The 16797-nt window shown below is 72.0% G+C and carries 12 protein-coding genes and 7 pseudogenes; 12 read left to right on the plus strand and 7 right to left on the minus strand.

Annotated elements, in window-relative coordinates:
• Positions 1-70 precede the first annotated feature (70 nt).
• Together ACFSJS_RS18720 and ACFSJS_RS18725 are read right to left on the minus strand one after the other, a co-directional pair.
• A pseudogene (locus tag ACFSJS_RS18720) lies at positions 71-370 on the minus strand (transposase family protein); the annotation flags it as partial.
• Between the two features lie 31 nt (positions 371-401).
• Positions 402-585: pseudogene (locus ACFSJS_RS18725) on the minus strand (GNAT family N-acetyltransferase); the annotation flags it as partial.
• A gap of 391 nt (positions 586-976) precedes the next feature.
• On the opposite strand from ACFSJS_RS18725, the gene ACFSJS_RS18730 reads away from it, so the two are divergent.
• Positions 977-1507: a hypothetical protein gene (locus tag ACFSJS_RS18730; RefSeq protein ID WP_380901843.1), complete on the plus strand. Its 531-nt coding sequence runs from the start codon at positions 977-979 to the stop codon at positions 1505-1507.
• Between the two features lie 210 nt (positions 1508-1717).
• Here ACFSJS_RS18730 and ACFSJS_RS18735 read toward each other — a convergent pair.
• Together ACFSJS_RS18735 and ACFSJS_RS18740 are read right to left on the minus strand one after the other, a co-directional pair.
• Positions 1718-2136 (minus strand): annotated as a pseudogene (locus ACFSJS_RS18735) (arsenic resistance protein); the annotation flags it as partial.
• A 140-nt stretch (positions 2137-2276) separates the two neighbouring features.
• Entirely contained in the window at positions 2277-2945 is a 669-nt protein-coding gene (locus ACFSJS_RS18740; RefSeq protein WP_380901845.1) for a hypothetical protein, read from the minus strand.
• A 147-nt stretch (positions 2946-3092) separates the two neighbouring features.
• On the opposite strand from ACFSJS_RS18740, the pseudogene ACFSJS_RS18745 reads away from it, so the two are divergent.
• Positions 3093-3383: pseudogene (locus ACFSJS_RS18745) on the plus strand (transposase); the annotation flags it as partial.
• 477 nt (positions 3384-3860) lie between these two features.
• On the opposite strand, the gene ACFSJS_RS18750 reads toward ACFSJS_RS18745, so the two are convergent.
• The gene (locus ACFSJS_RS18750; protein WP_380901847.1) at positions 3861-4445 is read right to left on the minus strand and encodes a hypothetical protein; all 585 of its coding nucleotides are present in this window, start codon (positions 4443-4445) and stop codon (positions 3861-3863) included.
• A gap of 53 nt (positions 4446-4498) precedes the next feature.
• Positions 4499-5062 (minus strand): hypothetical protein, encoded by a 564-nt coding sequence (locus tag ACFSJS_RS18755; RefSeq protein ID WP_380901849.1) that lies wholly within the window; start codon positions 5060-5062, stop codon positions 4499-4501.
• Positions 5063-5298: 236 nt separating this feature from the next.
• Between ACFSJS_RS18755 and ACFSJS_RS18760 the strand changes: the two genes are divergently transcribed.
• Positions 5299-5529 (plus strand): hypothetical protein, encoded by a 231-nt coding sequence (locus ACFSJS_RS18760; protein ID WP_380901851.1) that lies wholly within the window; start codon positions 5299-5301, stop codon positions 5527-5529.
• A 210-nt stretch (positions 5530-5739) separates the two neighbouring features.
• Positions 5740-6342 carry a hypothetical protein gene (locus tag ACFSJS_RS18765; RefSeq protein ID WP_380901853.1) on the plus strand — a complete coding sequence of 201 codons (603 nt, stop codon included), beginning with the start codon at positions 5740-5742 and terminating at the stop codon, positions 6340-6342.
• A gap of 482 nt (positions 6343-6824) precedes the next feature.
• Here ACFSJS_RS18765 and ACFSJS_RS18770 read toward each other — a convergent pair.
• Positions 6825-7754 (minus strand): annotated as a pseudogene (locus tag ACFSJS_RS18770) (AraC family transcriptional regulator); the annotation flags it as partial.
• 90 nt (positions 7755-7844) lie between these two features.
• On the opposite strand from ACFSJS_RS18770, the gene ACFSJS_RS18775 reads away from it, so the two are divergent.
• The 8 genes and pseudogenes from ACFSJS_RS18775 to ACFSJS_RS18810 all read left to right on the plus strand — a co-directional run bounded on the left by ACFSJS_RS18775 (position 7845) and on the right by ACFSJS_RS18810 (position 16789).
• Entirely contained in the window at positions 7845-8681 is an 837-nt protein-coding gene (locus tag ACFSJS_RS18775) for an NAD(P)H-binding protein (RefSeq protein ID WP_380901857.1), read from the plus strand.
• Positions 8682-8795: 114 nt separating this feature from the next.
• Positions 8796-9395 (plus strand): NAD(P)H-dependent oxidoreductase, encoded by a 600-nt coding sequence (locus tag ACFSJS_RS18780; protein ID WP_380901859.1) that lies wholly within the window; start codon positions 8796-8798, stop codon positions 9393-9395.
• A gap of 653 nt (positions 9396-10048) precedes the next feature.
• Positions 10049-10469 (plus strand): annotated as a pseudogene (locus ACFSJS_RS18785) (P-loop NTPase family protein); the annotation flags it as partial.
• Between the two features lie 382 nt (positions 10470-10851).
• Positions 10852-11322, plus strand: a pseudogene (locus tag ACFSJS_RS18790) (fatty acid desaturase family protein); the annotation flags it as partial.
• A gap of 57 nt (positions 11323-11379) precedes the next feature.
• Complete coding sequence (locus tag ACFSJS_RS18795; RefSeq protein ID WP_380901861.1) at positions 11380-12612, plus strand: sensor histidine kinase; 1233 nt, start codon at positions 11380-11382, stop codon at positions 12610-12612.
• A gap of 12 nt (positions 12613-12624) precedes the next feature.
• A complete protein-coding gene (locus tag ACFSJS_RS18800) occupies positions 12625-13299 on the plus strand; it encodes a response regulator (RefSeq protein WP_380901863.1) in 675 nt (224 codons plus the stop codon).
• 134 nt (positions 13300-13433) lie between these two features.
• Positions 13434-14261, plus strand: coding sequence for an ABC transporter ATP-binding protein (locus tag ACFSJS_RS18805; RefSeq protein WP_380901865.1), 828 nt, complete (start codon positions 13434-13436; stop codon positions 14259-14261).
• On the plus strand, positions 14258-16789 hold the full coding sequence (locus tag ACFSJS_RS18810; protein WP_380901867.1) for an FtsX-like permease family protein: 2532 nt from the start codon (positions 14258-14260) through the stop codon (positions 16787-16789). The genes ACFSJS_RS18805 and ACFSJS_RS18810 overlap by 4 nt, the downstream gene beginning before the upstream one ends.
• The last annotated feature ends 8 nt before the right edge of the window (positions 16790-16797 follow it).

Consider the following 16797-nt stretch of genomic DNA (forward strand, 5'->3'; position numbering starts at 1 on the left):
ACTTCGCCTGACCGGGTTACCGAGCCATCCTGTGCCACAAGCTCGGAAACAGACCTCTCACTGAGGTCTGTCAGCGTTGCCGCTCCAGGGTGAGGACGGCTGCGGCGATTGGCGACATTCGATTCGGGCTGCACCGGGCCCTGCGGAAGACCCGCCAGGACTTCAACCGCGCCACGCCGCGTTCGACAGGGGCCCGGGCCTGAGCCGGCGCGCGGTTGACCGTGCGCTGGGTCGGCGACAGCCCGCCGCCGGGCGGCCGTTTGCGGCCGGTGGTCACCCAGGACCCGGCACCCTGATAGGCCCGGCCGGCCGGCACGGGTACCCCCTGCCGCTCGCAGATCCGGATGATGCGGTGGGCGCGGGCCGCGGCCGGCGGCCGCGCGCTGCCGGGTCCTGGTCCGACCGGGCGGCGGAGCCGGGGGCCACACGCCGAACCACTGCTCGGCACCCCACTCCTGGAACCGCTCCACCTCGGTGAACCCCAGCCTCACCGCGAGGCGTACCGCGCGGGCATTGGCGGCCTGGGCGGCCGGCACCACCGGCTCCGCCGGGATACGCGGCGGCGAACCAGCCCAGTGCCGCCGCGCGCCTCGGCGGCGGACGCATCCCCGCGCCCGCCGAATCCCCTGTTCAGCAACCGCAGGGAGCGGCGTCTCAGCACCCCGGCGGCGGCTCGTGACCAGGCGGGCCCGTGGCGCGGTACGCGGTGCCCTGCGAGGATCCTCACCGTGGCAGGGACCGACACGGATGCTGTGCTCAAGCGGTTCGTCTCCGAGATACCGCTGGTGGTGCCAACGGTGGCTGTCTGGGCACACGGTTCACTCGCGCTGGGCGGCGTCCAGCCGGGGCGCAGCAACCTCGACCTCTCGCGGTGGTCGAAAGCCCACTGGACGGAGAGCAGAGGGACCGGCTGGCAAGCACTCACCGGCACCTGTCGGACGAGAATCCGGCAGCGGCCAAGCTGCACTGCTCGTACATGGCCAGGGCAGCCCTCCCCGAGGCCGAGGAGGACCATCTCACTTGGGCGCACGGCACGATGCTGGAACGCCCGGTCACCCGCCGGGAACTGCTCGACGGCGGACTCACTCCCCACGGTCCGCCGCCTGCGGAACTGCTCCCGCCACTTGCCCGCGGGCAGTCGGAGGACTTCGTCCGGCGCGACCTGGCGCGGTACTGGCTTCCGGTCACCGGCAGACCACTGCTCCGGCTCCGGGACGTCCGGGTGGACTCGGACCTGCTGGTCCTGGCCCGCGCCACCGTCACCCTGCGCGACGGGCGGCTGATCACCAAGGGCGAAGCCCTGACGGAACCGGCGGCGCTCGGCGCGCCCATGGACGTGGTACGCGACATCCACGAGCACCGGTACGCGGACCCCGAACCGATCAGCCACCTGTGGCGTATCCACCGAGCAGCGCGGGCCAGCGCCTTCGTACGGCGCGGCATCAAGCACACCCTGGTCACGCACGGAAACCCACAGGGACCACCGACCGGCATGGACGAGCCGTAACGGCCTCGAACTCCCAACGGAATGAGCTGCGGACTGCGGCCCCGTCGCCATCGCAGATCGCGGCCTCGACCATGGAGTCGCCGACGACCCGAAACCGACGGGTTCGCCGAACCTCGGAGGACTCCCTCCCACCAACCGGCCGCGGCCCCTGCTCTACGGGGGAGGACCTGACATGAGTTCGCCGTGTGCCCCCTCCCGCCCGGTCAACCGTCACGGCACGACGGGAACGTCCCCACCACGGAAGGCAGCGGGAATCAGGCGGGGCACGAGCCGGACATAGGCGATCATGCCGAGAGCCTCGACCGGAGTCTGGGCAACCACAACGACAGCGGCGACGGCCAGGTCACCCTGCAGGGCCAGAGCCAGATGCAGGACGACGAAGGAGTCGCGGGTCGCACACTGAAGACGATCGCCCGACCCGCGGGAGCGTCCAGGCGGAACAGGCGTGCCACGGCCTTGCCGGCGAACGCCATGACCACGAGGGCTGCCGCGTGGAACGGGACGACGGCGGCGACATCGGCGAGGCTGTCGCCGAGTTCGGGTACCCGAGGGGCGACCACGATCAACAGGGTCGCGGCCATCAGCGGCACCATTGTGGTGGTCGCCGCGTCGGAGGCCTCCTGGCCGGCCCGGCTCGGCCCGCGTCGGCCATCGGCGCGGTCCCAGGAGGGCCGTCCACCGTGGACGGCCCATCCGCCGTGTGACGCCGATGCCGGCACCAATCCCCGTCGTCCACCCTCACGTGAAGGCGGGTCACCGCCGGGTGTGCTCAGGCGTAAATGATTTTGGGGAAGGCCTTGGTGGTGTCGACGTAGTACTTGCGGACCAGCGGGCCGAAGCCGCCCTCCGCACTGCCGAGGATCATCAACTTGATGACCTCCAGGCTCCTCACGGCAGTGAAGTCCCGCGGCTTCGTCTCGGTGTCGCCGGCGACCAACTCCTTCCACGCCGCCCGGGACTCCGTCGTGGCGCTGACGTCCGGGTCGAAGCCCAGGTAGTAGCCGCGTCCTTCGGCCTCCCGCCCGACGGCCAGGAAGAGGATCACATGGAATCCGATGTTGTGCTCGTTGTTGAACTTGCTCTGAGCCCCGCCCACGTGTCCGGATGAACCGTTGACGCACACGGCACACTCGTCCTCCAGGGCCCTGTCGATGGCGGCCCACTTGCTCGGGAGGTTGATCGGCACCGAGAGGCTGCTGGGCTTGTACAGCCTTTCTGCCCCACGGCTCAGCAGACCGCCGACCCTTTCAGCGCGCACCTGGCAGTCTTTGTCCGACATCCCCGCGAACGTGGAATCGGTCGGCATCTGCAGCCAGTAGTTGAGGCGTTCGGGGCCGGTGCCCTCCGTCGCATCCACCGCCCGCGAGATCCGCTCCTTGATGTTCCTGATCGTCGGTACGGTCTCGTCGCCGGCTTGAACATACGCCTGCTCGATCACGAAACATCCCCCCACGTTCGACTCACCTTGGCTCTACTATGACGCACGGAGCGTGCTCGTGGTAGAGCGGAGAGTGATCCTTTGCCGCCCTGCGCTGTGAGCTGGTCAGTTGGTTCGGCACATGAGTGAAGCCCCTGGTAGACGGGTTCACGACCAGGACCGCCCGATACCCGCCAGAGGCTCCACGCCGACAAGGGCTACGACTACGGCTACCTGCGGACATGGCTTCGCGAGCGTCGCATCCGCCACCGCATCGCCCGCAAGGGCATCGAGTCCTCCACCCGGCTCGGCCGATACCGCCGGGTCGTCGAGCGAACGGTGTCCTGGCTGGCCGGCTGCCGCCGCCTGCACCGCCGCTACGAACGCAAGGCCGAGCACTTCCTGGCCTTCGTCGGCATCGCTGCAGCCCTCATCACCTACCGCCGACTCACCAACTGAAACGACGTCTAATCAGGGCCGGGGTCGCGCAGCGGGTTGTCGTGACCGCAGTCCCAGCAGCCCACGCTCCCGGGGAGGTTCTCAAACCGTATGCCGGGGATGCCGAAGGAGCCGTCGACGCGGAAGCCTCCGCAGCCCTGGCACGGTGTGGCGTGGAAGGGCTTGTCGCAGCGCAAGCAGGTGCCTTCCGCGCTGGTCGGGTCGAGGCGGGTGACTCGGGTGTCTGCGCTGCCGCATCACACGCGGAACGCTTCCTGGGTCGTCATGGTTCTGGTGTACATCAGGTTCGCGGCATCGTTCCCCCTGGCGTTCAGGGGCGCGGGGACGTCAGACCAGGGGGCGGGCGGTGCCCGTCTGCGCCACCGACGACCTTCAACACGAACAGCCACCACCGCCCCCAGCCACCGGCCAGGGGCTTCGTGCGTCCTGAAGGAGTTCGCCGTGCCCACCTACGAGGCCCTGCCCCGCTTCGCCGCCTCACACCCGACCAGCGCCGCGGCTTCCACCAGGCCGTGGCCGGTTCCACCGAGGCATGCCCTGGTCGATGAGGTCTTTGAACAGGTCGTATACGGGTGGAGGCAGCATTCCGGGCGTTTTCAGGAGGTGCCACTGGCAGCCGGGAACCAAGCGGTCGAGCAGGGCGAACTGCTCGCGCTGGTACAGCAGCCCCAGTGCGGAGAGGGTACCCTTCGACGGCGACCAGCAGCGGTCGCGCAGGGCCTCGAGGACCGCCAGGCCGGACATCGTCTGCCGGCCGCGCAGCCACTCCTCGACGGCCTCACCAAGCTGTCCAGCGTCCAGTTCACTTTCGACGCGCTCGCACAGGTCCAGGGCCCACGTCCGCACCTGCTGAGCGGTGTCCCAGACAGCGGCGAGGTCCTCCAGGGGCGCTGTGTCGGCCAGGTGGCGCAGGTGGTCGCGCACGTCGCCGCCCGGCAGGAAGGCCAGGGCGCCGTCCGTATCAAGGATCCGGGCCGCAATGTCGGGAACGCCGTGCTCGGTGGTCCCGACGAGGGAGGCGATGGGGTTGGCGGGCAACTCCGGGGCCATCGCCCGCAGCATGGTGCCGATCTCGTCCGTGGACAGGGAACCGCTGAGGGTTGCCTCGACGGCGGTCAGCGCGGCGTCTGCGGGGTAAAGGATGCCGATTCGGGGTTGTGGTCCAGGCCGGCCAGTTCCGCAGGTGGCCAGGCGCCTGCGGCCTCGCGGAGGATACGGGCGATCTGCTCGTCGATACGCCGGGCCCGGGCGGGCACCAGGGTCACCGCTTGGCCGTCTGCTGAGAGACGGTCGGCGAGGCGGTCCAGGCGCTCGTCCGGGTCCTGCTCCGGGTCGTCGTCCTCGCCGGGGATGGCGAGGGCCACGGCGGCGCGGAAGGTCGCCCGCACCGCCGCCTCCGGCACCGGTAGTTCCTCGGCGAGCAGCAGCAGCGCCAGGTCCGACGGCCGCTTACCCGGTCCGGCATGACGGGCGAGGCCGAGGACCAGGTCGAAGCTCTCGGGTGCCGGCCGGGAGGTGCGGCCCTTGCCGCGGCCCAGGCCTCCGCCGGGGATGTTGCCCGGCAGCAGCCTTGAGCGCCGCCAGGTGGCCAGCTGCTTCGCGGTGACGGTGAGGCCGTGCCGCTGCGCGTGCTCGATGAGTTGCCGGTCGGCCGCGCTGGGGTCCTTGCGGGAGGACATGGCCTGAAGCTGCCGGCACGACTCCCCTCTACGGGCCGATTTTACAGACCCCCCAGCTTCCTCCGGTCGGTGCCCGGGCCACCGGATTACATGGCAGTGGAGACCGGCTCCCTCGTGGCGCACCGACGCCGCAAGGGGGCCGGCCAGGTCGAACGTTGCTGATCCGCTGCACGAAGCCGCGCCCACCGAGGGCCGCGGCTGCTGTACGCCCGATTCGCCAAGGAGCCGAACACCTCATGACCACGAACACGGGCATGCCCCGCCGGGACCGAGACCACCACGAGCTGCACACGGCCATCCTCCTACTGGCTCTGACCGTGGGACTGCTGATCACCGCAGCCGCTGTCTACCTCGCCCTGGCCCACCCGACACTGACCGGGCCTCTGGGAGTGGGCGCGGCCGTACTCGGTGCGCTGGCCGGCACCGCAGGCACCCTGGCCCACCCAGTACTACGGCACCGGCACTGACAGGCCGTGTGTCGGCATACTTGTGAAAGTGCCCAGGAAAATGCAGGTGAACGCGCTCAGCAGCCTATTCGCCTGGGCGCTTGGGAGAGGTGAATGCGTGCGATGATCGTGGTGTATCCGGCTGGTCTGGTCACGGTTCGGCCAACGGGCCTTCACGACTCCCCCTAACCCCGCATGATGCCTCTGTTACCAGCCGTACAGGGGGACCCCGTGACCGCCCAAGCGCCGCAGCCGCCGATGCCCGACTTCCCGCCCCAGCCGGAAGCCCAGCCCGATCAGCCCCCAGCTGCGGCGCCGGCGGAGGCAAAGCGTCTCAGCAACAAGGTCGTCATCGGTGCCGCGGCCGCCGTCATCGCCACGATCATCGGCACCGGCGTTGCCGTCGTGCAGGCCATCGGCAACGACGGCAGCGAGCCCACCGCCACGGCCGACGCGTCAAGTGCCCCGGCTGAGGACGTAGCGACCGCCACCGCAAACGAGCCGACCCCGGAACCGCCGGTCTACGCCGACCTCACCCCCGACAGCTTCACCATCACCCTGCGCACCACCGCAAAGCAGTGTTTCGGCTCCGCCGGCTGCAACGTCACCGTCGAACCCGACCTGTCCTACGTCGGCCTCAGCGACGACATCGACCCGGACGCAACCTACGAGATCACCTACGAGATCAAGGGCGACGAGTCCGGACCGGTCATCGGTACCGCGGAACTGTCGGAGCAGACGACACTGAGCTACACGCCGTCATCACTCAGCACCGTCTCGTCGGACACAGAACTCTCCGTGGAGATCACCGACGTCCGGACGACAGGCGTGTGAGGGAGGCGGCACCACCGCGACGCAGCCGTCGACCGCAACCGCGGGACTCCCGAGCCTGGTACACGCGCCGCCCCGGCATCCCGCCCGTGGACCGGTCGGTCCACATTCTGTTCGCCGCCGCCCTGGTCTCCTGAGTCAGGAGACCAGGGCGGCGGCGAAGCGACAGCACGGGGATCCTTGGTGGAAGGGATCACGCGTGGCGTGGACGTTGCCGGAGCCGATGCCGGGCGTGGCCGCCCCGGCGCCGGATCTGCGGCCGGGACGGGGGCCGAAGTAGGACGGTTCTCCAGACACGAGAATGTGTATCAGGCAGGGTGATCGCTGACTTCCTGTCAGTCGAAGCGCCTGCTGACCATCTGGGTGGGGTGAGCACTCGGAGGCTGTTGCACCTCTATCTCGCTGACCGGCGGAGGGTCCTGGACGAGGGGGCGGATGCCGGGGGACTTGTCATGGGGGGGTGTGCCGGCCGGCTGCGGGGGCGGGGCCGTCGCGGTGCGCCGGTACGCGCTGGGGCTGATGCCGCGGGTTCGTTTGAACGCCGCGCTGAACGCGAACGCGTCGGAGTAGCCCACAGCGCGGGCGATCTCCGCGACAGTCGCCGTCTCGCGCTCGGTCAGCAGGTCCGCCGCGAGCGTCATGCGCCAGTGGGTGAGGTAGGTCAGGGGCGGTTCGCCGACCAGGTCGGTGAACCGCTTCGCCAGCGTGGCCCGCGACACCCCGGTCCGGCCGGCCAGCGAGGCAACCGTCCACGGCGCTGCCGGTTCCTCGTGCAGCAGGCGCAGCGCGCCGCCCACCACCGGGTCGCGCCCGGCGGAGTACCAGCCCGGCGGAGTACCGCCGGGCCGGTCGAAGTACTCGCGCAGCGCGCACACCAGCATCCAGTCCAGCAGCCGGTCGAGGACGATCTGCTGGCCCGGGGTGTCGGCGGCGACCTCGGCGGCGAGATGGTCCCACACGGGGTCGGGCCCGCCGCCGGACCCCACACGCAGTACGGCGGGCAACGCGTCCAGCAGCCTGCGGCTGATCTCCCCGCGCACCGGATAGGCGCCGACGACCAGGGTCGTCGTGTCCTCCCCGCCGGTACCGGCGTCGTGCCAGCCAAGCCGGTAGCGGGTCCCGCCCTGCTCGGGCGTCGAGCAGAACGCGCCGCACTCGACGGATTCGGCCCGAGTGCCCACCTCGTCGACGAAGAGGAACGGCGCGGGGCCCCGCACGATCACTGTCTCGCCGACGCCCAGACGCTCGGGAGGGCGGCGCTCCGGCACGATCCAGCCGCCTCCGGAGAGGACGGTGCACAAGGTCAGCGGCGCGCCGTCCACGAAGTGCAGCGACCAGGGCGGGGTCAGGGTCGAGCTGCCGAACAACGAGCCCTGGGCCCGCACTCCGCGCAGGAGGTCGCCGAAAGCATCCACCCGCCAAGGCTAAACGATTCAGACGATTGCCCAGGTGATCTGGCGTATCACCTATGGAACCGTCCGGATGCGTGCCGTTGACTCGCTGCTATGAGCAACGACATCACTGTTGCCCTCGGCGCGACGGGCACCACCGGCCGGCGGGTGACCGCCCGGTTGCGGCTGCGCGGCACGCCCGTGCGCGCCGCCTCCCGTTCCGGTCGGACCCCGTTCGACTGGTTCCACCCCGCCGGCTGGGATCAGGTCCTGCGGGGCGTCACCACCGCCTGCGTGGTGCCTCCGCCCGTGCCCGGTCCGGTGCACGACGTCGTGGCGCGGGCCGAGGCCGCCGGTGTGCGGCGCCTGGTCCTGCTCTCCGGTCACGGCGCCGACGATTGGGGCGACTCTGCGTTCGGTCCGGACATGCGCTCGGCCGAGGACGCCGTGCGCGGCTCGGCGCTGGAACGGACCATCCTGCGTGCCTCGAACTTCGCCCAGGACTTCGGCGGGCAACCCTTCCGCGCCCCGCCGGCCGCCGGCGAGCCGGCGCTTCCGGCGGGTGCGGTCCCCGAGCCGTTCATCGACCTCGAGGACGTCGCCGACGGAGCGGCCGCAGTGCTGTCCGAGCCCGGACAGCACGCCGGTCGGGTCTATGAGCTGACCGGGCCGTGCGGGTTGACCTGGGCGGAGGCAGTCGAGCCGATCTCCCGGGCGTCCGGGCTGCCCATCGTCCACCGGCGCATCTCCCCGGCCGGGTACACCGCGGCGTTGGTCCGGGAGGGCTGGGGCGAGGACGAGGCCCAGTACCTCACCGAGATGTTCGTGCTGCTTGAACGCGGGACCGCCGCCTGGACGTCGGACGAGGTCGCCACCGTGCTGGGGTGCGCGCCGCGGACCTTCGAGGGCTTCGTCCTGCGGGCCACGGCAGCGGAAGCCTGGCGGTGCTGAGTCCCGCGGGCCTTGGCCTGGCGTCCTGGGCTCCGGGAAGTGGAGCACCGCACGCCATCCCGCACATCCACACCACTTGTCGACGTCCGTACCTTCACGCAACTGGAGCCATCGATGCATGCCCTGCTGGTCGCCGCCAACCCCGACCCCCGGTCCCTGACGCATCACGTGCTGGGAAGACTTCAGGCAGCGCTTCACCCCGGTTCGGTCGAGATCGCCGACCTGGCCGAGGAGCGGTTCGATCCCCGGTTCACTCCGGCGGATCGTCGGGCGTACCACGACGGCGGCAACTATCCGGCTGACGTCGCGGCTGAACACCGTCGTCTTGAGCGCGCCACCGATCTCGTGCTGGTCTTCCCCGTGTACTGGTGGTCGATGCCTGCACTGCTGAAGGGGTGGATCGACCGTGTCTTCGTCAACGGCTGGGCCTTCGAATACTCCCCCGCTTCGGGTCTGCAGCCGAAACTGCAGGGCCTCACCACACATCTTCTCCCCATCGCCGGCGACGACTCCGGTGCATACGAGCGCCACGGATACGAGAGCGCTCTGCGGACGCAGGTCGAGCACGGCATCATCGACTACTGCGGCAGCCGGCGCGGCTCCACGGCGTTCATCTACGAATCCGAACGGCTCACCCCCGAGGCCACAGTGCGAGATGTCGACCGTGCGGTGCGGACCATCAGCGAAGCCATCCATGCCCGCCTGGGGGGATGAGGTAGGTCAGACAGCCTTTCGACCGGTGGGATGCCGCGGCAGAGCAGCCAGGGACGCCGGCTGCTGCGCTTTCCAAGGGACATCGGAACGCCGAGCCGGCCCCGGCTCCAGGCACGATGACCGTCTCGCCGTATGGGTGCCACCCGTCACCGCGCAGCACTCCGCCGTTGTGCCCGTGCCGAAACAGACCTCCCACACGGAAAGGACGGCACCGCACTGGCCGACGGGTTGCTGTCCGCCATGGCCAAGACCGCAGTTGTCCCGGTCGGCCATCTTCTGGTCCTCGACGGCACCGGACCGCGGTGGTGCCTACGGCGATGGACAGCATCGGTGAAGAACCCGCCCCTTGAGGGCCGCCGGGCAGCACCCCACGAACCCCTGCCGCCGCTTGGGACGGCAGGGGTTCGTGGGGCGCTGCCCGGCGGCCGATGGTGCGGACAGGCGACCGGTATCGCGTATGGACGCCGTCTTCGCCGCCAGGCTGCGCGCAGTGCGGCGGCGAGCTACCCGACTGCGTTCGTGCGGGTCCTGCTGCCCCCGCCTCGGCCGACCGGTACCGGGGGCAGGGAGTCGAGGGCCGTGTCCAGCCATCAGGATGGACTGCCTCGCGCTGGTTCACGGCCTCGGCGGCTGGTTCACCCTGCACGACAGGCGACACCCTCGTACGGTCCCTGCCGCACGGCCTGGAGACGGTGGTCGGCGAACGCGGCTACCGCCTCTCCGGCGGCGAGCGCCGGCGCATGACCATGCCCGGCCGCTGCCGGCCCGCCAGCACGTGGTCATCCTCGCGAGGCCACCGCCCACCTCGACGACACCTCGGAGCCCGCCGTTCAGGAGGTCCCGACTGAGGCCCTGGTCGACCGCACCGCCCTCGTCATCGCCCACCGCCTGTCCACCATCCGCACGGCCGACCTGATCCCGGTGATCGGGAGCGGCCGGACCGTAGCACGCGGCGCCCACGACGAGCTCCTGGCGGCCGACGGCCGCTGCACCGAGCTGTACCGGACACGGTTCGCGCAGCGGGAGGGCAGGGCGCCGGGGCCCGTCGCGGCCGCGGGGGAGAGCGTGGCGTAGGGGGGAGCGTGGCGTAGGGGGGAGCGTGGCGTAGGGGGGAGCGGTCGTTTCGGAAGGTCCTTGCGCGCGGGGCGGGCCCACCGGGGCGGTGCGGCCCGTGCCGCGCGGTGGCCGGACCTGGCCCGACCCCCTACCCGGGTATCACCGCGTCTTGGCTCCCTGGTGTGACGCCCCGGCGCCCACCGCGTCTCTACCTTCTCGTCTTCCCACGGACGAGACAGAGGGAGACGGATGGATGCGCCGCTTCAGGACGGTGCCGACCACCGCCGTAGTGACCACGCGTGCCGGCAGCACACGGCGAAGCTCGCCTCCGCCGCACCGCGTTCATCGCCACGACGCGGGCCACACCCGGATCAGCGGCAACCGGGCCGTGAACCGCCGGACCGGCCGCGAGCGCCTGGTGGAGGGCTCGCTCCTCACCGCCCACGTCGCCGGATACCTCACCGTGCTCCTGACGAGCATGCCGCCGGCTCGGGCACTCGTCTTCGCCGTACTCCACCAGGCCCTGTTCGAGCTGCACCCGGGCATGGCCTTCGCACCCGACCACAAGGGAAGGGACATGCCCGACCCGGACGGCGAGGAGTGGGGCCACCTGCGGCGCCAGGTCCTCACGTCCCGCAGCATCGAAGGCGGCGTCCCCACCGACTGGTTCCTCGGCGGCCTCGACCACCGGATCGAGCACCACCTGTCCCCCAGCACGCCCCGCCCCCACCTGAAACCCGCCCGGCCCCTGGTGAAGGCCCACTGCCGCGAACTCGGCGTCCCCTGCACGGAGACCGGCCTCGTCGACTCCCACCGTCAGGCCCTGCGGCACATGCGCGAAGTGGGAGAACCGCTGCGTGCCGACATATGAGGAGCCGACGCCTTGCGCCACTCCGGATGCCGTCGCGGCGCACATAGGCTGGTGCGCATGACCTCAGTGGAGGAGGAACGCCCGCGCGCACTGCTCGCGGGGGCTTCGCGGCGATGGGTGCGGCTGCTGCCGCGGGCCGTGGCGTTCGTGCTGTGCGTCGCCCTGCTGCCCACGACCATCGTGGTCCTCACCGCCGACTACGGCCTGACCGGAGGCGTCGCCGGCGGGTTGGCCGTCGCGCAGGCCGCGCCGCTGCTGCTCGCCGTCGTACGGCCGCTGCAGGCCTGGTACGTGGTCTTCGTCGCGGACGTTGCCGGGGCGCTCGCCCTGCTCACCGTCGACTTCCAGGAGCGGCTGCTGTGGCCGTTCCCGCCCATGGAGATCGTCGGGTACGTCGGCCTCTGCCTCGCCCTGGGGCTGCGCGAACGGCGCCGGACACTGCTGCTGGTGTGGCTGGCCACGGCCGCCGCGAACGTGGCCCTGGGGTTCGTCGCGCCCCATGGCTTCGGCGCCATGGGCCTGCTGTTCACCATCCTCGGGGGTGTCGCGCTCCTGCTGGGCGGTGCGCTGCGCGAGCGGTCCGAGGTGCAGCGCAGGCTGGTCGAGCAGGAGACGATCAGCGAGGCCGAACGTGGCCGGCGGACGCTGCTGGAGGAGCGCGCCCGGATCGCCCGCGAGCTGCACGACGTGGTGGCACACCACATGTCCGTCATCACGGTGCAGGCGGACACCGCGGAGTACCGCCTCGACAGGCTGCCGCCGGACGTGCGGGAGGAGTTCACGTCCATTGCGGCGACCGCGCGCGAGTCGCTCGGCGAAATGCGACGGCTCCTCGGCGTGCTGCGCAACGAGGAGGCGCACGGCGAGCTCGTGCCCCAGCCGGGCCTGGCGCAGATCGGGCAGCTGGTGGAAGTGACGGCGAGGGCCCGCGGGCCGGTGGAGTTCACCCCCTGCGACGTCGAGGTGCCCGAGGCGGTCGGCCTGTCCGCGTACCGGATCGTCCAGGAGGCTCTCTCGAACGTCGTACGGCACGCACCGGGTGCCCGCACGCAGGTGTCGCTGTCGGTGACGGAGTCCGGTCCGCAGGACGGTGCGCGGCTCACCGTCCTGGTCGTCAACGGACCGCCGCCCCAGCCGCCCGACGGGCCGCTCGAGGTGGGCGGCACCGGGCACGGCCTCGTCGGCATGCGCGAACGGGTGCGGCTCGTCGGCGGCAGCCTCGACACGGGGCCGCTGCCGGACGGCGGCTTCCGGGTCGCCGCCCGACTTCCCCTGAACCTCCTCGACTGAAAAGGACTTCACGTGACGACGCGCGTCATCATCGTCGACGACCAGGCCATGGTGCGGGCCGGCTTCGCCGCCCTGCTGGCCGCCCAGAGCGACATCGACGTGGTGGGCGAGGCCCCCGACGGCGCGCAGGGCGTCGAGCTGAGCCGGCGTACCCACCCGGACGTCGTGCTGATGGACGTGCGGATGCCCGAGATGGACGGGCTGGAGGCAGCACGCCGCCTCCTGGAGCCGGCACCCGGTGTGACACACCGGCCGCGCGTCCTGATGCTCACCACCTTCGACGTCGACGACTACGTCTACGAGGCGCTCCGGGCGGGCGCGAGCGGCTTCCTCCTCAAGGATGCGCCGCCGGCCGACCTCATCGCGGCGGTCCGCGTCGTGGCCTCGGGCGACGCGCTGCTCGCCCCCTCCGTGACGCGCCGCCTCATCGCGGACTTCGCCAGGCAGCGTTCCGCCGTCCGGGGCAAGCCCGCGCTGCGGCTCAAAGGCCTGACGGAACGCGAGACCGAGGTCCTCACGCTGGTGGCCCGCGGGCAGTCGAACGGGGAGATCGCGCAGACGCTGGTGCTGGCTGAGCAGACGGTCAAGACGCACGTCAGCCGCGTCCTGACCAAGCTCGGCCTGCGCGACCGCGCCCAGGCGGTGGTCTTCGCCTACGAGTCGGGGCTGGTCGCTCCGGGCGAGTAGGACCGCCCCCGCCCCTCCCCCACCCCCTACCGCGGTAGCACCCCCGCATCGGCTCCCCGGTATGACGCCCGGCGCTCAGCCGTCCCCGCACTCTTCACCCGTCACAGGAAGTGCACGGGAGAGGGAGACGGGACATGAGGCTACGCAGGGGCAGGCGGCAGAAGGCGGACAACCGGCCCGAGGTCCCGGCCGCCACGCCAGGTCTCGCGGTCGAACTGCGCGACGTCCGGCGGCAGTACGGCCGCGGGCCGGGCACGGTGCACGCCCTCGCGGGCGTCGACCTCGCCCTGCCGCGCGGCACGTTCACCGCGGTCATGGGCCCGTCCGGGTCCGGCAAGTCCACCTTCCTGCAGTGCGCTGCCGGGCTCGACCGGCCGACGGCGGGATCCGTGCGCCTCGGCGGCACGGAGATCACCGGCATGAGCGAGAACGAGCTCACCGAGCTGCGCCGCAGCCGCCTCGGCTTCGTCTTCCAGGCGTTCAACCTGCTGCCGTCGCTGACCGTGGAGCAGAACGTGCTGCTGCCCATGCGCCTGGCCGGGCAGCGCCAGGACCGGCGCCAGGCGCAGGCGGTGCTCGCCCAGGTCGGACTCGCCGACAAGGCGAAGCGCCGGCCCGGGGAGCTCTCCGGCGGTCAGCAGCAACGCGTGGCCGTCGCCCGCGCCCTGGTCACCGGCCCCGACGTGGTCTTCGCGGACGAACCCACCGGCGCCCTCGACACCGGCACCGCCGCCGAGGTCCTCGGCCTGCTGCGCAATGCGGTGGACGCTCTGGGCGCCACCGTTGTCATGGTCACCCACGACCCGGTCGCGGCCGCCTGGGCCGACCGTGTGCTGTTCCTCGCCGACGGCGCCTTCGCCGACCACCTCGAGCGCGGTTCGGTGGAGCAGATCGCGGCACGGATGGCCGTGCTCACCTCGCGCGCCTCCCGCTCCGGTGCGATGGCGAGGGCGGCGGCATGAGGCGCCCCAACGGACTCGCCCGTGAGGCTGTCCGCTTCAAGCCCGCGTCCTTGGCGGGTACCTTCCTCGCGCTGCTGATGTCCGCACTGATCGTCTCGGCCTGCGGAATCCTGCTCGAGACCGGCCTGCGCGCCTCCGTGCCGCCGGAACGGTACGCGAACGCGCCGGTCGTCGCGGCGGCGGACCAGAACAAGTACGTCGTCACCGGCAGCGGCGAGGACCGCGAGGAGGAGGCGACACCCCTGCCGGACACGGCACGGATGGACGCCGGGCTGGCTGCGAAGGCCGCCGGGGCGCCGGGTGCAGCCACCGCCATCGCGGACTTCACCTTCCCGGTGCGCGCGATGGACGCCGGTGCCCGTGCACTGACTGTTCCGGGAGGTGTGCTCACCGCGCACGGATGGGGCTCGCACACCTTCACCGGCACCTCGTTGACCACCGGCTCCGCACCCCGCGAGGGGGAAGTCGTCCTCGACGCGGGAACGGCCCGCGCCGCGCACGCCGCGGTCGGCGACACCGTCGTACTGGAGACCGCCGCCGGCCGGCAGGACTTCCGCGTCGCCGGCGTCGCCGAGGCCGGCCCCGCGGAGACCGCCCGCGACTCCGGCGACGCGGGTGCCCTGGCCTGGTTCGCCGACACCCAGGCCCCCCTGCTCGCCGGGCATCCCGGCAAGGCCGACGCCGTCGTCGTGCTGGCGGATGACGGCACCGACGCCGACGCCCTCGCCGGCGCCGTGAAGCAGGCCCTGGCCGGCTCCGGCGTCCAGGTCCGCACCGGCGACGACCGCGGTGCCGTCGAGGACCCGGGCCTCGGATACGCCAAGGTGACGCTCTTCGGGATCGGCGGCTCCTTCGGCGGCATCGCCGCCATCGTCGCGGTCTTCACGGCCGCCGGAACCGTCGCGCTCTCGGTCGGTCAGCGGGCCCGCGAGTTCGCCCTGCTGCGCGCCGTCGGCGCCACCCCGCGGCAGATCCGCCGCGTGGTCGCCTCCGAAGCACTGCTCGTCGCGCCGCTCGCCGGGATCATCGGCTGCCTGCCCGGCATCGGGCTCGCCCACTGGTGGTTCGGGCAGCTCCAGGACCGGGACGCCATCCCGCGCGCCGTGGACCTGCACGTCTCCGGGCTCCCGCTGCTCGCCGCCGTCGGCATGGGGCTGCTCACCGCGCTCGGCGCAGGCTGGATGGCCGGGCGCCGGCCCGCGAAGACCAAGCCCGGACAGGCGCTGTCGGACGCGTCGGTGGAGCGGCTGCGGCCCGGTCTGGTCCGTACCCTCCTCGGCGTCGGCGCCCTCGTCGGAGGCACGATCCTCACCGGCGTGTCCGCCCGCTCCGCCGGGGACGACGCGGCCGGCGCCGCCCTCGGCGTCGTCATGCTCTTCATGCTCGCCGTCGGGCTGCTCGGCCCGTTGGTGGCGCGGCTGTGCGCCGGCCTGTTCGGCCTCCCGCTGCGCGGCGCGGGCCCGTCCGCCGAACTCGCGGCCGCCAACTCCCGCACCAACGCCCGCCGCCTCGCCTCCGCGATCACCCCGATCGTGCTCGCCGTGGCCTTCTCCTCGACCCTCGTGTTCATGCACACGAGCGAGACCCGCGCCGCCGACAAGCAGCTGCGCGCGGGCATCACCGCGGACCACGTGGTGACGGCCCCGGCCGGGCTCCCGGTGGACGCGGCGGCACGCGCCGCCCGCGCGCCGGGCGTGGAGGCGGCCGTCGGGCTGCTGAACACGCAGGTGCTGGTGCCGACCGGCTCCGGCGAGTTCACGTCGCTCCAGGGCGCGACCGCCCAGGGCGTCACCGGCTCCGGCGCCGAGCTGGCGAAGGTGCAGGACCTGGACGTACGCGACGGCAGCCTCGACCGGCTCGGCGAGGGGCGCATCGCCATCGACAAGACCCTGGCGGCCTCGGCGGACGCCGGTGTCGGCGACCGGCTCCCGCTCTACCTCCCCGACGGGACGGAGGTCGGCCCCGAGATCGTCGCGGTCTACGGTCGCGGCCTCGGCCTGGCCACGGTGACCATGGACCGGGCGTCCCTGGCCGGGCACGTCACCTCGAGCTTCGACAGCACGCTCCTGGTACGGGGCGGCTCAAAGAAGTCACTCACCGCCCTGGGCGAGGTCACCGACGCCTCCGGCTACGCCACCGAGCAGAACCGCGACGCGAAGCTGGGCGCCTGGATGAACAACACCATGGCCGCGGTCCTCGGCGGGTTCGCCGCCGTCGCCGCGGTCAACACCCTGGTGATGACGGTCCTGGGCCGCCGCCGCGAGCTGGGCGTGCTGCGCCTCGTCGGCTCCACCCGGCGTCAGGTGATGACGATGCTCCGCTGGGAGGGCCTGCTGGTCGCCGTGGTGGGCCTGGCCCTCGGCTCCGCGATCGCCGCGGCCACGCTGATCCCGATGATGAGCGGCGTGACCGGTGACATGCCGTACGTGCCCCCGCTGGTGTACGGATGCTTCGCGGTCGCCGCCGGCGGCCTGGCCCTGCCGGCGGTCACGCTGCCGGCCCGGGCCGCGCTGCGCCGCTGGTCCTAGCCCATCCG

It is taken from the genome of Streptomyces desertarenae (genome assembly GCF_042681365.1).
GTDB lineage: Bacteria > Actinomycetota > Actinomycetes > Streptomycetales > Streptomycetaceae > Streptomyces > Streptomyces desertarenae.